The sequence below is a fragment of the Winogradskya consettensis genome (assembly GCF_018332715.1).
GTDB lineage: Bacteria > Actinomycetota > Actinomycetes > Mycobacteriales > Micromonosporaceae > Actinoplanes > Actinoplanes consettensis.
This window is the reverse complement of record NZ_BOQP01000025.1, coordinates 43,706-57,487: the sequence shown is the minus strand read 5'-3', so window position 1 is coordinate 57,487 and position 13,782 is coordinate 43,706. Positions and strand designations below refer to the sequence as shown.

The window sequence follows — 13,782 nt, the reverse complement described above, 5'->3', positions numbered from 1 at the left end:
GAGCGTGGAACCGAGCGCCCGCGCGTGATCGAAAGAGCCGGCGAGCCCAAACTGTCACACCCCGCTAGTACCTTTATCGAGAAGGTGTTCGCGACCAACCGGAGGAGGGTTCTCGATGACTGCTAGCACGACAACGGGACCGGTCAGCCTCCCAACCCGGGTGACACCAACTCCACGGCGGCTCGCGGTCGCGTGGCAGCATCCTGACAGTCGATCCATCCAGCCGGTCGGCCTCCTGTCAACCTCAGGGAATCGCTATGACTTCACCTACGTCCAGAATGCTCGAGAATTAGCCGGGTTCATTCCCTTCATAGGATTCCCCGAACTCGATCGCATGTATTCGTCAAGCCGCCTTTTCCCACTTTTCTCCCAGCGGGTCATGGATCCTCGGCGACCGGATTACGCGCCGTTCGTACGAATGCTGGACCTGTCCCCCGAGGCCACACCGTGGGAACAGCTGACCCGCTCAGAAGGACGTCGGTCGGGCGACACGATCGTCCTCTTTCCCGAACCTGTCATCGAGGGCGACGGCGTCAGCAGTTGCAGCTTCTTCGTCCACGGCATAAGGCACATGATGAAAGTTCGTCCCGAGCTGGAGAGTCAGCTCGACGGACTGACGCGCGGAGCCGGCCTCGCACTGGTCGACGAGCCCGGCAATCCCGCCAACCCCAAAGCCCTGTTGACCACGACGGCAGACCGCCGCCACCCGCTCGGCTGGGTTCCCGACGTACTGCTCGACTTTGTCCATGCGGTCAGAGATTCAGGCAGCTACGAGCTCGTCGTCCGGCAGGTCAACAACTCTGATGTTCCGATTCACCAACGTCTCCTGGTCCGGCTCGCAGGCAGAACCCCCGCAGGTTTCATCACCTTCGAGGGTGCGCGGTGGAGGCCACTGGCGAGGTTCTAGAGGTCCTGCCAGACGTGCGGTTCTTGGCAGGCGTGCCATCCGTACGGCGGGGTTTGTTCGGCCGGGACCGAACGGTGTCGAACCTACCGTGTGCTGATGAGTGACGATGGTCGGGACGCCGCGCAGGGCCTTGAGTATTCCGTGGCGCATGCGCTGCGGGTGGCGGAGACCTGGACGGCGTGGGACGGGAAGCCGATTGCCGTCGAGGATCGGATCTACACGCCGCACAAGGCGATCCGCCGCATCACCGACCATCTCGTGGATCACCTGGCGGAGCTTGAAGCACGCGTCGCCGGGCAGGCGCCGCTGGCCGACCACTGGCATGCCTCCGCGATCACCACCCCGGCCGACCTCGCGCCCTTCACCAGCGAGGACCTCGACGAGGCCCGCAGCCGCCTGACCCGGCTTGCGCAGATCTGGTCAGTGCGGTTGCGGGCCCTCGACGATGAGCGGCTCGACCGGGTGGAGGGCGACGCCTGGACGCTCAGACAGGTTGCCTTCCACCTCGACGACACCTACTACGCGGACGCGGTCGGTGACCTCAGCCGAGGGTGAGGGCGTAGAGGTTGAGGCGGGGGTCGTTCGGGAGGGTGATCGAGCGGATCTGCTTGCCGGTGGTGAGGGGCAGGGTGGCGGCGAAGAGGCTGATCGGGGGTGCGTCGATGCCTGTGCCGGCCTTGATGCGGTGGGGTAGTGACAACACCTGGGTGGTGCCCGGGGCTGCTGTGCCGCACCAGTCGGCGATGGTGACCGTTGCCGCGGAGGTGGTGCCGTCCGTGTATCCGATGGTCAGGGCCGCTGTCACCGGGCCGTTGTAGGCAGTTGCCACAACGCTCGCCGTGGAATACGAGCCCGAGGGGAGCAGCAGGGATTGGCCCTTGGCCGAGACGAAGTTCGCGGACGTGCCCGTGGGGTCAGGTGCCTGGTAGGTGACGTTGTTCCAGGTCACGGGACCGGCGGGCGGCAGGAGGTCGGCGTCGTAGGACCAGCCTCCGCCGTCGAAGTTGCCCTGCGCCGGTTCGGCCACTGTGGCCGTACCGTCGAGGTCCGGGGTGAGGGCGACCTGGCACTTGGTGTCACCCACGCAGGTGGCCGGGGTGACGGCTGAGATCGTGGCCGTTCGGGTCACCGTGGGAGTGCCGGGAGCGCTCACCGAAACCGATATGGGGTACGCCCCCACCGGCGTTCCCGCGGGCGCCGAAACAGTCACGGTGTAGGTCCGGTCCACCGGAAGGTGACGGCTGACCAGGATCTGGGGCAGCTTGGGCGAGACGGAAACCTTGAAGCCGGCCGGTGCACTCGCCGTTACCCGGGGTGCGATGGCGAGTGGCGCCTGGGCCAGCACGTCCAGCGAGAAAGTCGCTTTCGACGAAGACGACGAACCAGCGGGAATGGCAGCCGAGGCGGGGCGCAGGGTCGCATCCACATGGGTACGCCCGTCAGCAGCCGCACTGTTGACCGACGGCGGCTGCGCGGCAACCGACGTGCCCCACGTCGAGGGCGAAGTGCCCAGGGTGTGGGTCAGCGTGCCACCGCCGGCGATCTGCGACCAGTCGACCCAGTTCTTGGCGACGTTGCGGCCGTTGAGGGAGACGCGCTGGATGTAGCGGTTGGTGTCCGAGGCGCCCGGGGCGTTGATCTGCAGGACGCCGCCGGAGCCGGTGCGGACCCTGGCCGTGGGGAACTGGGGGCTGGAGACGGCCAGGAAGTTGGCGCCGCTCATCGTCGGGTAGAGGCCGAGCGAGGAGAACACGTACCAGGCGCTCATCGTGCCGAGGTCATCGTTGCCGGTCATGCCGTCCGGGCCGGTGGTGAACAGGGTCATCGCGGCTCGGACAACCGTCGCGGTCTTCGCCGGATTGCCGGCCCAGTGATACATGTACGGCGCGAGCAGGTCGGGTTCGTTGTTCGGGTTGTACGTGCTCTTGAGGTAGTAGTCGTACGGGGCGGCGATCCAGTCGGTGCGCGCGGTGCCGGCCGGGTCGGTGAGCAGCTTGTTGTAGACGAAGAAGTCATCGAGGCGTTTCGTGGCCGCTGCCCGTCCGCCCATGAGCTGCACCAGGCCGGCCGGGTCCTGCGGGACGAGCCACTGGTACTGGTAGGCGCCGCCCTCGTGGAACTGCTCGTCGGCGTGGACCGGGTCGTACGGCGTGAGCCAGGTTCCCTCGACGGTGCGGGGGCGGAACTGCTTGATGGAGGAGTCCCAGAGGTTGCGGTACCACTGGCCGCGGCCCGCGAAGAGTTTCGCGTCGGCCTTCTTGCCGAGGCCCGCGGCCATCAGCGCCAGCGAGGCGTCCGCCGCCGCGTACTCGAGGGTTGCCGAGGCGGGGTGGTTGCAGTCGTTGTCGCCGCCCTTGGCCACGCAGTCCGTGCCCAGTTTCAGACCCGACGGGATGTAACCGCGATCCGAGTAGTAGGCCTGCCCGGTGCGGCCGTTGTAGGGGGACTCCGCCGGCGGCTGGGTGGTGGCGTTCGCTTTCAGGAGGGCGTACGCCTCCTCCTCGTGCCCGGCGAGCAGGCCCTTCGACCAGGCCTCGACCAGGAACGGGGTGACCGGGTCACCGGTCATGATGTTGGTTTCACTGTTGGCCAGCGCCCAGCGCGGCAGCCAGCCACCGTCGCGGCCGATCGCGACCACCGACAGCGCGACGTCGCGGGCCACGTCGGGGGCGAGCAGTTCGAGCAGCTGGTTCTGCGGGCGGTAGGTGTCCCACAGGGAGAAGTTCTGGTACGGCGTGTAGCCGGCGGCCGTGTGCGTCTTGCGGTCGAATCCGACGTACGTGCCGTCGACGTCGCCGGCGAGGTTCGGGTGCAGCAGCGAGTGGTAGAGCGCGGTGTAGAACGCGCCGCGCCGTTCGTCCGTGCCGCCGCCGATCTCGATGCGGTCGAGCTCGTCGGCCCAGGTGGCGCGCAGGGCGGCGTGGGTGGCGTCGAAGTCGTACGAGTCGCCGGTCTCCGCCGTCAGGTTCTTGCGGGCGCCGTCGGGGCCGGTGTACGACAGCGCGACCTTGACGACCACGTCCCGATCAGCACTCGCGTCGAACGTGACCCAGGCGCCGTTGCCACCCGTGCCCGCGGCGTCGCGTGTCCCGGGCGAGAGCGCCGAACCGCGCCAGCTGCCGTAGGACGCGAACGGGCGGTCGAAGCTGGCGGTGAAGTAGACGGTGTGGTCGTCCTTGCCGGCGCAGAAGTTGCCGGCGTGCACCCGGCCCTCGACCGTGCGGTCGCCGACGACGTGGATCTCCGAGTCGAAGACGGACTGGTTGGCCCTGCCGGTGTTGAACAGGACGTTGGCCGCGCCGGTCTCGGGGAACGTGTACCGCTGCCAGCCGGTGCGCGGGGTCGCGGTCAGCTCGGCCTGCGTCGCGTATTTCGACAGCCCGACGCGGTAGTAGCCGGGTGAGGCTTCCTCGTCGTCGTGCGAATACGCCGACCGGTACGCGTTCGGGTCGGCGCTCGTGACCGCGCCGGTGGTGGGCAGCATCGGCAGCTCGCCGGCGACGCCGCAGCCCACGCCCGAGAGGTGGGTCTGGCTGAACCCGTAGATGCTGTTCTGCTGGTAGTCGTAGCCACCCTGGCCGCCCGTGTCGGGGCTGACCTGCACCATGCCGAACGGCGAGCTCGCGCCCGGGAACGTGTTGCCGAAGTTCTGCGTCCCGACGAACGGATGGACCAGGTCCACCGGATCATCGGCGGCAGCGGCCGAGGCAGCGGGCGGTGCCGCCGCAACGGAACCCAGTAGCAGAACGGCAGCAAGTAGCTGTCGGAGCATGGAGAAACCTCCGGTCAACGACGTCATCGTCCCGTGACAACGTTGTCACACGCCAGTGACAGATGTCAATGTGCACCCGGATTGCTACCGGCCCGGTGGCTGTTCGCCCGGGGAACCCCTCAAGTCGGGGTGCTGCCGACCCGATTGCGCCAGATGCAAGCCGCCCCCGACTTGAGATGAGCGTTATGGCAGCCACCACGCAACCGCCGGTCCCGGCCGATCGGCGCATGCCGCCCGGCCTGCGCCGCTGGGCGCGGCTGTGCGTCGCCGTCGCCGTGATCGCCGCGGGTTTCGGTCTGGTCCTGAGCACCGGCCTCGGTGCCGCGAAGACCATCTCCAACCTCGGGCTGTGCGCCGCCGCGATCACCGCTGCCGTCGCCTGTCTGCTGCGGGCGACGACCCTCCGGGGCCGGCTGCGGATCGGCTGGGCCCTGATCGGCCTCGGCGTGCTCTCGTGGGGCGTCGGGCAGGTCACCGCGGTCTGGCTCGAGACGTTCACCGGGTCCGTGCCGCTGCCGTCGCAGGCCGACATCGGCTACCTCGGCATGGTCGTGCTGGCCCCGGCCGGGCTGCTGCTGCTGCCCGTCGCCTCGCAGAGCCTCGCCAACCGGGCGCGCAGCGTGCTGGACGGGCTGATGGTAGCCGCGTCGCTGATGCTGATGGCCTGGATCTTCGTCGTCCGCGGGCTGATCGAGGCCGGCGGGGACAGCACGCTCGCGCTCTACGTCAGCCTCGCCTACCCGCTCGGCGACGTCGTCATCGTCACCATCGTGGTCTACATGCTGGCGTTGCAGCGCCGCGGCGGGCGCAACTTCGCACCGCTGGCCCTGGTCGGGTCGGGCATCGTGGCCTTCGCGATCTCCGACATCGGGTACGCCTACCTGAACCTCACCGGCGCCTACCGCTCCGGCGGCGTCACCGACATCGGCTGGTTCGCGGGCTTCGCGCTGATCCTGCTCGCCGCCGCCCGGCCGCTGCGTCCGCTCGGCGAGAACGTCGAGAGCACCACGAACCTGGGCGCGCAGCCGTTCGGGGTGCTGCTGCCGTACGTCGCCGTGCTCGCCGCGCTGGTCACGAGCGTGGTGTGGTACGCGCGGACCGGTCAGAGCAGCGCCGTCATCGCGTACACCCGATCGGCCCTGATTCTGCTGATCGTCGGCCGGCAGCTGCTCACCCTGCTGGAGAACCGCGGTCTGACCCGCAACCTGGAGACCCGGGTGGCCGACCGGACCGCCGAGCTGTACGCCAGCGAGCAGCGTTTCCACGCGCTCGTGCAGCACAGCTCCGACGTGGTGACCGTGGTCGGCGTCGACAGCGAGGTGCTCTACCAGAGCGAATCCGTGCAGCGCGTCTTCGGTTACCCGGCCCAGGTCCTCACCGGCCGGCGGCTGACCTCCGTCATCACCCCCGAGGCAGCGTCACGGCTCGCCGACGCGCTGCTCTCGGTGAGCGGGCGGCCCTACGCCACCACGGTGCTGGAGCTGACCGTGCGGCACCGCGACCGCCGGCTACGCCAGGCCGAGATCACCATCACGAACCTGCTCGGCGACCCGAACGTGGGTGGCCTGGTGCTCAACACCCGCGACATCAGCGAGCGCATGGAACTGCAGGAGCAGCTGGTCCACGAGGCGTACCACGACGCGCTGACCCAGCTCGCCAACCGCGCGCTGTTCCGCGAGCGGGTCGCCGAGGCGCTCGACAGCAGGGCCACCGACGGCGACGTCACCGTGCTGTTCCTGGACCTGGACGGGTTCAAGGAGGTCAACGACAGCCTCGGGCACCTCGCCGGCGACATGCTGCTGGTCCAGGTCGCCGATCGGCTCACCCAGTCGGTGCGCGAGGGCGATGTGGTTGCCCGCTTCGGCGGTGACGAGTTCGCCGTACTCATCCGCTCCGTCCTTGATTCGCAGGACGCCGAGGGCGTCGCGCAGCGCATCGTCGACGAGCTGCAGGAACCGTTCAGGATCGAAGAGCGGGATCTGCATGTACGCGGAAGCGTCGGCCTCGCCTCCTACGCGGCACTGGGCACGGCGACCGGTTCGGGCGAGGACGCCGAGCAGCTCATGCGCAACGCCGACCTCGCCATGTACAAGGCGAAGGCGACCGGTGGCAGCAGCTTCGCCACGTACGACCCGGAGATGCTGTCCGGCCTCGTCGAGCGGCTCGAGCTGGAGGCCGACCTGCGTCTCGCCCTGGAACGCGGCGAGCTGCGCCTGCACTACCAGCCCACCATCGACATGCTCGACAGCCGGGTCATCGGCTTCGAGGCGCTCGTGCGCTGGCAGCACCCGACCCGCGGGCTGATCTCCCCGATGAGCTTCATCCCGCTCGCCGAGGCCACCGGGCTGATCGTCCCGCTGGGCCGCTGGGTGCTCGCCGAGGCCTGCCGCCAGGCCATGGAGTGGTCCGAGCAGACCGGCCAGCCGCCGGTGAAGATGGCCGTCAACGTGTCGGTGCGCCAGTTCGACCGCACCGACCTGGTCGCCGAGGTCCTCGAGGTGCTCACCGAGACGGGAATGCCCGCCGACCGGCTCTGCCTGGAGATGACCGAGAGCGTGCTGATGACCGACACCGAGGAGAACCTCGCGCAGCTGGTCAAGCTCAAGGCGCTCGGCATCACGCTCGCCATCGACGATTTCGGTACGGGCTACTCGTCGCTCGCGTACCTGCGGCGGTTCCCGGTCGACACCCTGAAGATCGACCGCTCGTTCGTGGAGCGGCTCGGCGAGCAGACCGACGACACCGCGCTGGCCAGCACGATCGTCCAGCTCGGCCAGAGCCTGGGCATGTCCACGGTCGCCGAGGGGATCGAGGAGTACGGCCAGCTCGCCGCGCTGCGGGCGATGGGCTGCACCTTCGCGCAAGGCTTCTACTTCTCCCGCCCGGTGCCCGCCGCCGACGCCGGCCGCCTGCTGCTCGACTCGTCCCCCAGCGTCCTGGAGAAGCGATGACAACGGCTCTGACCAGCACGTCTTGGCCGGCCGCGCTCACTCCCGAGCAGCTCGCCATCGTCGACATCCCGACGCCGTTCCTGATCACCGATCTCGACGCGGTCGCTCGCCGCCTGGCCGCGTTCCGGTCGGCTCTACCGGGCATCCAGCCCTTCTACGCGATGAAGTGCAACCCCTCACCCGAGATCCTTTCGACCGTACGCGCGAACGGCGCGAGCTTCGAGATCGCCTCCCTCGGTGAACTGCGGATGCTGGAGCGGCTCGGCGTCGACCCGGCCGAAGTGCTCTACAGCAACCCCGTGAAACCGCCGTCGCACATCGCCGCCGCGTACGCCGCCGGGCTCTGGCGGTTCAGCTTCGACTCCCCCAACGAGCTGCGCAAACTCGCCGAGCACGCCCCCGGCAGCGCGGTCTACCTGCGGCTGCACGTGGACGACGCGGACAGTGCGTTCCCGCTCTCGCGCAAGTTCGGTGCCGAGCCGCACGAGGGCAGTGACCTGCTCGTGCTGGCTCGGCGGCTGGGGCTGCGGCCCTACGGGATCACGTTCCACGTCGGTTCGCAGTGCAGCAGCACCGATGCTTGGCGCCAGGCCATCGACACCGCCGGGAAGATCATGGCGAGCCTGCTGGACGAGGGCATCCGTCTCGAGATGCTCGACATCGGTGGCGGCTTCCCGGCCCGGTATGCAGGCGACGTACCGTCCATCGAGGAGATCGGCGCCGTCGTCATGGCCGCGATCGGGGACGTGCTGCCGTACCAGCCCGGGCTGCTCGCCGCCGAACCCGGCCGGCACCTGGTCGCCGAGGCCGGCGTGATGGCCGCCTCGGTCATCGGCCGCGAGGTACGCGGCGGGGAGAACTGGCTGTTCGTCGATGTCGGCGCGTACCACGGCATGATGGAGACGATCCAGCTCCCGGAGGGCTGGGCGTTCCCGGTCCGCACGTCCGTCACCGCGTCCGGGTCCGCGTCCGTCATCGCATCCGCCGAGCTCCCGTTCACCGTGACCGGCCCGAGCTGTGACAGCTCCGACACGATGTTCTACGGGCTGTCCCTGCCCGCGGCCATCGACGTCGGCGACGTGCTCTACATCGGGTCCGCGGGGGCGTACACCCTGAGCTACGCCTCGGACTTCAACGGCTTCCCCCCGCCCACACCCCTGTTCATCGGTGGCTGATCCCGCCCGGCACCGCCGGACCGGCGGGGTCGGGCTGCGCCGCACCGGCCGGCTGCGCGAGCTGCTCGGCGCCGGCGTCACCGACTCGTTCGGCATGGCGCTCGGCTGGACGGTCCTGGTCCTGCTCGCCGTCTCCCGCGGCGGGCTGGCCGAGGCCGCCCTCTACAACGCCGCGATGCTGCTCGGCGTGGTGCTGTCCGCGCCGGTCACCGGCTATCTCTCCCGGCGTTTCTCCGGTCGCCGCCTGCTGCGCGGTTCGGCCGGCATCGAGATGGTGCTGCGGGTCGCGGCGCTCGCCGGGCTCATCGCGGGCGTACCGTCCTGGCTGATCGCGACCACCGTCGTGGCCATGCACATCGCCGCCTGGGTGGGTTTCGCCGCGATGCGCGCGGAGGTCGCGGCGGTCGACGCCCACCCCCGCTCGATGACCCGCTACGCCCTGGCCATCGCGGCGGTCGAGGCGGCGGGCACGGGCCTGGGCGCGCTGCTCCCGGTCGGCCCGGAAGGCTATCCCACCGGTGGCGTCCTCATCGCGATCTATCTGCTGTACGCGGGATCGCTGCTCCCCACCATCCTCAGCGCCCGCCGTGCCCGGCTCCTGCCTTCTGTTCCCGCAACCACCACTGCCCGGCCTCGAGGGCGCGTGGCCGCCTCGCCCCGACTGCTCCTGGCAGGCGGGGCCATCATGCTGATGGCGTCCGGGCCGACCCTGCTGGCAGTCCCGCTGACCACCGAGCTCCACGGCCGGCACTGGGTCGCGGGCGCAGCCGTCGCCTTCAGCCTCGGCTGCCTGCTCGCCACCGTCGCGGTGGAGGTGATCGGCCGGATGCAGCTCCCGGCGATCCTGCGCTGGTCCCTGTGGGGCGTCGGCATGCTGGTCGGCTGGATCACCGCGCCCTACCACGCGATCAGCGTCATCATCGCCCAGTTCTTCGCGGGCCTGAGCCAGACCGCCTTCGAGGGCGACATGGACGCCCTGGTCGCCAAGAAAGCCCCACCGGGCAGCGTCACCACGGCCCTCGCCTACAGCGCGTCAACCCGCGCCCTCGGCGGCTCGATCGCCGTACGCCTCCTGCCCGTCCTGGTCCTCAGCCAGGGCATCGACAAGGCGGTCAGCGCGGCGGCCCTGATCCTGGGCGTCTCCTCGCTCGTGCTCTGGGCGCTGACCAGCATGCCGTGGGTCAGCAGCCTGGTTCAGTCCTCGTTCACCCGGGCCGCGTCCCTCACCCGGTAAACGGACACGTGGCTCTCCGACTCCCCGGTGAACTCGGCACCCGACCAGTCAGCGTGCCGGCTCTCCAGCTCGAACCCGGCCAGCTGCGCCATCAGGTCCAGCTCCGCCGGCCAGATGTACCGGTGCTCGGTCCGGAAAACCTTCGCGTCCTCGCTGGCGTCCTCGAACCGGAAGTGGTGCGAGACAACCCGCTGATGCAGCGGATCAACCGTGTCCAAGCCGATGTAGCCGGGCTCTGCCGTGAACACCACGGCCTCCTGCCCGGGCGTGAGCCTCCGCAGCTCCGGCACCCAAAGCTCGATGACGAACCGCCCGCCCGGCCCCAGATGCCGCGCCGCATTCCGGAAACACTCCACCTGCCCGGCCTGCGTCAAAATGTTGGAGATCGTGTTGTAGACGAGATAGACCAGCGAAAACCGCCCCGGCACGACCACCGCCGCCATGTCCCCCTCCACCACGGGAACGGCCGCCGCGTCCACCTTCTCCCGCAACCGAGCAACCATGTGCCGCGACCACTCGATCCCCGTCACCGGCACACCCCGCTCCGCCAACGGAATCCCCACCCGCCCGGTCCCGATGGCAAACTCCAGCGCCCGCCCCTCCCCCGCAAGATCGGCAAGCCGATCCACCGCCGGCCCCAACGTCTCCGGCGCGAACATCCCGGTCCCCGGCGTGTCATACCGCCGAGCAGCACCGGCATCCCAGATCTCGTCCTGTCCCATACCCCCGACAATCGCCCCACCACACCGGTCGGGCAACCGATTTGGCCGGTGCGGTTACGATCCTGCAGATGTGGCTCACCCGGCTGTTGCGCAGGCACCATGAGGCGGTGAAGTTCCTGGTCGTCGGGGGTGTGTGCTTCCTGGTGACGACCGCCGTCAACTACGCGCTGAAGCTCACCGTGCTGCACGAGAAGCCGGTCACGGCACTGGTGTTCGCGACCATCGTGAGCACGATCCTGTCGTACGTCCTCAACCGCGAATGGTCCTTCCGAAGCCGCGGCGGCCGCGAACGCCACCACGAGGCGGCGCTGTTCTTCGGCGTCAGCGCGATCGGCGTAGCTATCAACGCGATCCCGCTCGGCATCTCCCGCTACGTCCTGATGCTGGAAGTCCCCGAGGTCACCCGCGCGGTCCAGGAGATCGCCGACTTCGTCAGCGGCAACATCGCCGGCACCCTGCTGGCCATGGCCTTCCGCCTCTGGGCCTTCAAACGCTTCGTCTTCCCCCAGCCCGACGCCCACCCACGCCCCGGCCACAGCTCCGGCCCCCGCAGCCAGCTCATCACGCACGAACCCGCCCAGGCCCACAACCCGGACGGCACCCAACCAGAGGCCTGATTAGAGGTCAGGGGGTAGCGCTCGGCGCCAGTTTCTTCTTGCACTCGTCGACCGTGGTGCACCCCGGGAAGACCACATCCTGCACACCGGGCAGCGCCTTCAACTCGGCCTCGAGCGTGGAGCCCTCCGCCTTGCGCAAGGCGGCCATGTTCGTCATCTGCACCCGGAACGACTCGGGCAGCGAACCCGGCTCCACCTTCTCGAGGAACTCCGGGTTCGACTTCACCCACAGCTCCTTGAACTTCGCGTACGCCTCGTCCTTGCTCTCATAAGTCACCCCGGTGTTATCAGGCACAGCCTTCAACCGGGTCTCGACGCCTTCCCGCTCCGCATCGGTCACGTCGTCGCGGAGAAAAACGCTGACGGTCGCCCCCTCGTCCAGAAGTCGGGCAAGCTTGTCATCCTCATCATTGCGGTCAAGCACCCCGCAACCGGCCAGACCAGCGGCAAGGACCAGAACAACCAGCAGAATCGATCGGCGCACGGGGGCACGCTAACAGCCTTGTTGATCTATCTGCTCAGTGGGAACGAGGCCGCATCCCGCCTACCGCCAGGGCAGCTCGCGATCGACGGACCAGGGTCAGAAATTCGTCCGGATACAAGATCTCGACGTGGCCGTCCAGGTCCTTGGCACACCGGAACTCGCGATCGCGGGTGACGCAGTACTTGATCGAAGGCAGCGTCGCATCGGCCGCCGCCCGCATCGCGGTGGTGTAGACCCGAGCATCCTCGTGGTCCAGCGGGGGATTCCCCGAGACACCGACGATCTCCACACGTCCGCCGCCGGTCATGTCATAGACCAGCTCATCGAGGAAGTCAGTAAGTAGAGCGTTCGCGTCCGCCGGCGACCATCCAAGACCTCGGCTCTCCGCGGTCGCACCGTTACGAGGTTGCTGGGCTTTGTTCACCAGGAGCCGGTCGATGTGATCCGAGCTCCACACCTGAAGCAGGTCGGGGCCGGCGAATCGGCCCGTCGTCGTCACCGCCACCGCACGCAGGCTGTCCACCCGGCGGTCGGGTTTGTTCGGGGCCGGTGCCAGGCCGTTTCGCGTTGCGGCTGCCCGGAAGTTGTCCAGGTGAACGGCGGGCCCAAGAGGTCCGCGATGTCGAGCAGAACGTTGGCGTCGAATACAGCGGTGCTTAAAGGATACCGGACTGGACCGACATAAACCCTGCTCAGCCGTGGCGTACGAGCGCGGGCACAGCAATCATCGCGAGCCCCCTCGCAGTTATCAACAAAGTATCTACAATACGACAATCAGGTGCTGGAGTCGGCGGGTTTGTCGGAGTGGCCGAGGTGGCGGTCGGGGGCGATTCGGTCTCGGATGAGGCGTTTCAGCTCGGGGAGTTCGGGGTGGCCGCTTTCTTTGCGGGACCAGATTGTCTCGCCGTCGAGGCGGATGTCGAAGATGCCGCCGGTGCCGGGGATGAGGGCGACCTCGCCGAGTTCCTTCTGGAAGGTGGTGAGGAGTTCCTGGGCGGTCCAGCCGGCGCGGAGGAGCCAGCGGCACTGGGTGCAGTATTCGATCTCCAGGCGAGGGCTACGCGTAGTCACGTGGCCAGTATGCCTGGGGTAAAGGTCTCTATATGGTGTCCTGCATGGACGGTGGCGATGCGGGGGTCGACACGTCGGTGCCACATCCGGCGCGGCGGTACAACTATTGGCTGGGTGGGAAGGATCATTTTCCGGCTGATCGGGAGTCCGGGGAGGAGTTCGCCCGGAGATTCCCGGGGGTGCGGATCGGGGCCCGGGCCAATCGGGCGATGTTGCAGCGGGCGGTCGGTTTTCTGGCGGCCGAGTGCGGGGTCAGGCAATTCCTGGATGTCGGCACGGGGCTGCCCACCGCGAACAACACGCATGAGGTTGCTCAGCGTATTCATCCCGATGCGCGGGTGGTCTATGTCGACAACGATCCGCTGGTCATGACGCATGCGCGGGCGTTGCTGACCAGCACGCCCGAGGGTGCGACGGCCTATCTCGAGGCCGATCTGCAGGACCCGGGGAAGATTCTGGCGCAGGCGGCGGAGCTGCTGGACTTCTCGCAGCCGATCGCGCTGGTCGTCGTCGCAGTGCTGCATTTCATCCCGGGCGAAGGTGCGGCGCGGCCCTTGGTGCAGGAGCTGGTCGACGCCGCACCGAGTGGGAGCTACCTGCTGGTCACCCACGCGACCATGGACTTCTCGCCGGCCGAGCATCGGGTCGCCCACGAGCGGATGCGTGTCATGGGCCGTTCCGACGTGTGGATGCGCAGTCGAGACGAGTTCGCGACCCTTCTCGACGGGCTGGAGCTGGTCGAGCCGGGCATCGTCGCGGTCAGCGAGTGGCGTCCTCCCGCAGGCGAGCCGCTCCCCGATCCGAAGGATGTCGCCATCTGGGGTGCGGTCGCCCGCAAACCCTGAGGCC

General features: G+C 68.6%; 12 protein-coding genes. 7 read left to right on the top strand and 5 right to left on the bottom strand.

The features are described 5' to 3' along the window. Positions 1–115 precede the first annotated feature (115 nt). Positions 116–907 carry a hypothetical protein gene (locus Aco04nite_RS23335; protein ID WP_212999383.1) on the top strand — a complete coding sequence of 264 codons (792 nt, stop codon included), beginning with the start codon at positions 116–118 and terminating at the stop codon, positions 905–907. 96 nt (positions 908–1,003) lie between these two features. Beyond that, complete coding sequence (locus tag Aco04nite_RS23330) at positions 1,004–1,462, top strand: DinB family protein (RefSeq protein WP_244876227.1); 459 nt, start codon at positions 1,004–1,006, stop codon at positions 1,460–1,462. On the opposite strand, the gene Aco04nite_RS23325 is transcribed toward Aco04nite_RS23330, so the two are convergent. After that, positions 1,449–4,679, bottom strand: a complete 3,231-nt coding sequence (locus Aco04nite_RS23325) for a GH92 family glycosyl hydrolase (RefSeq protein WP_212999382.1) — start codon at positions 4,677–4,679, stop codon at positions 1,449–1,451. The two genes, Aco04nite_RS23330 and Aco04nite_RS23325, sit on opposite strands and share 14 nt — an antisense overlap. Before the next feature lie 185 nt (positions 4,680–4,864). Between Aco04nite_RS23325 and Aco04nite_RS23320 the strand changes: the two genes are divergently transcribed. Genes Aco04nite_RS23320 through Aco04nite_RS23310 form a run of 3 tightly spaced genes read left to right on the top strand, consistent with a single transcriptional unit; the run spans position 4,865 to position 10,039 of the window. Further along, positions 4,865–7,630: a putative bifunctional diguanylate cyclase/phosphodiesterase gene (locus Aco04nite_RS23320; RefSeq protein ID WP_212999381.1), complete on the top strand. Its 2,766-nt coding sequence runs from the start codon at positions 4,865–4,867 to the stop codon at positions 7,628–7,630. Then, a complete protein-coding gene (locus tag Aco04nite_RS23315) occupies positions 7,627–8,805 on the top strand; it encodes a type III PLP-dependent enzyme (protein ID WP_212999380.1) in 1,179 nt (392 codons plus the stop codon). Before Aco04nite_RS23320 ends, Aco04nite_RS23315 begins: the two co-directional genes overlap by 4 nt. Continuing rightward, on the top strand, positions 8,798–10,039 hold the full coding sequence (locus Aco04nite_RS23310) for an MFS transporter (protein WP_212999379.1): 1,242 nt from the start codon (positions 8,798–8,800) through the stop codon (positions 10,037–10,039). Before Aco04nite_RS23315 ends, Aco04nite_RS23310 begins: the two co-directional genes overlap by 8 nt. Here the strand turns inward: Aco04nite_RS23310 and Aco04nite_RS23305 are convergent. After that, entirely contained in the window at positions 10,000–10,761 is a 762-nt protein-coding gene (locus Aco04nite_RS23305) for a class I SAM-dependent methyltransferase (RefSeq protein ID WP_212999378.1), read from the bottom strand. The genes Aco04nite_RS23310 and Aco04nite_RS23305 overlap by 40 nt on opposite strands. A gap of 68 nt (positions 10,762–10,829) precedes the next feature. Here Aco04nite_RS23305 and Aco04nite_RS23300 point away from each other — a divergent pair, with 68 nt between their 5' ends. Continuing rightward, positions 10,830–11,378 (top strand): GtrA family protein, encoded by a 549-nt coding sequence (locus tag Aco04nite_RS23300; protein ID WP_212999377.1) that lies wholly within the window; start codon positions 10,830–10,832, stop codon positions 11,376–11,378. 7 nt (positions 11,379–11,385) lie between these two features. Here the strand turns inward: Aco04nite_RS23300 and Aco04nite_RS23295 are convergent, their stop codons facing one another. The 3 genes from Aco04nite_RS23295 to Aco04nite_RS23285 form a co-directional block, all read right to left on the bottom strand. Then, complete coding sequence (locus Aco04nite_RS23295; protein ID WP_212999376.1) at positions 11,386–11,862, bottom strand: cell division protein FtsX; 477 nt, start codon at positions 11,860–11,862, stop codon at positions 11,386–11,388. A gap of 34 nt (positions 11,863–11,896) precedes the next feature. Further along, the gene (locus Aco04nite_RS23290; RefSeq protein WP_212999375.1) at positions 11,897–12,367 is read right to left on the bottom strand and encodes a hypothetical protein; all 471 of its coding nucleotides are present in this window, start codon (positions 12,365–12,367) and stop codon (positions 11,897–11,899) included. A gap of 269 nt (positions 12,368–12,636) precedes the next feature. Beyond that, complete coding sequence (locus Aco04nite_RS23285; RefSeq protein WP_212999374.1) at positions 12,637–12,933, bottom strand: Rdx family protein; 297 nt, start codon at positions 12,931–12,933, stop codon at positions 12,637–12,639. Positions 12,934–12,977: 44 nt separating this feature from the next. Here Aco04nite_RS23285 and Aco04nite_RS23280 point away from each other — a divergent pair, with 44 nt between their 5' ends. Then, the gene (locus Aco04nite_RS23280; protein WP_212999373.1) at positions 12,978–13,778 is read left to right on the top strand and encodes an SAM-dependent methyltransferase; all 801 of its coding nucleotides are present in this window, start codon (positions 12,978–12,980) and stop codon (positions 13,776–13,778) included. Positions 13,779–13,782 lie beyond the last annotated feature (4 nt).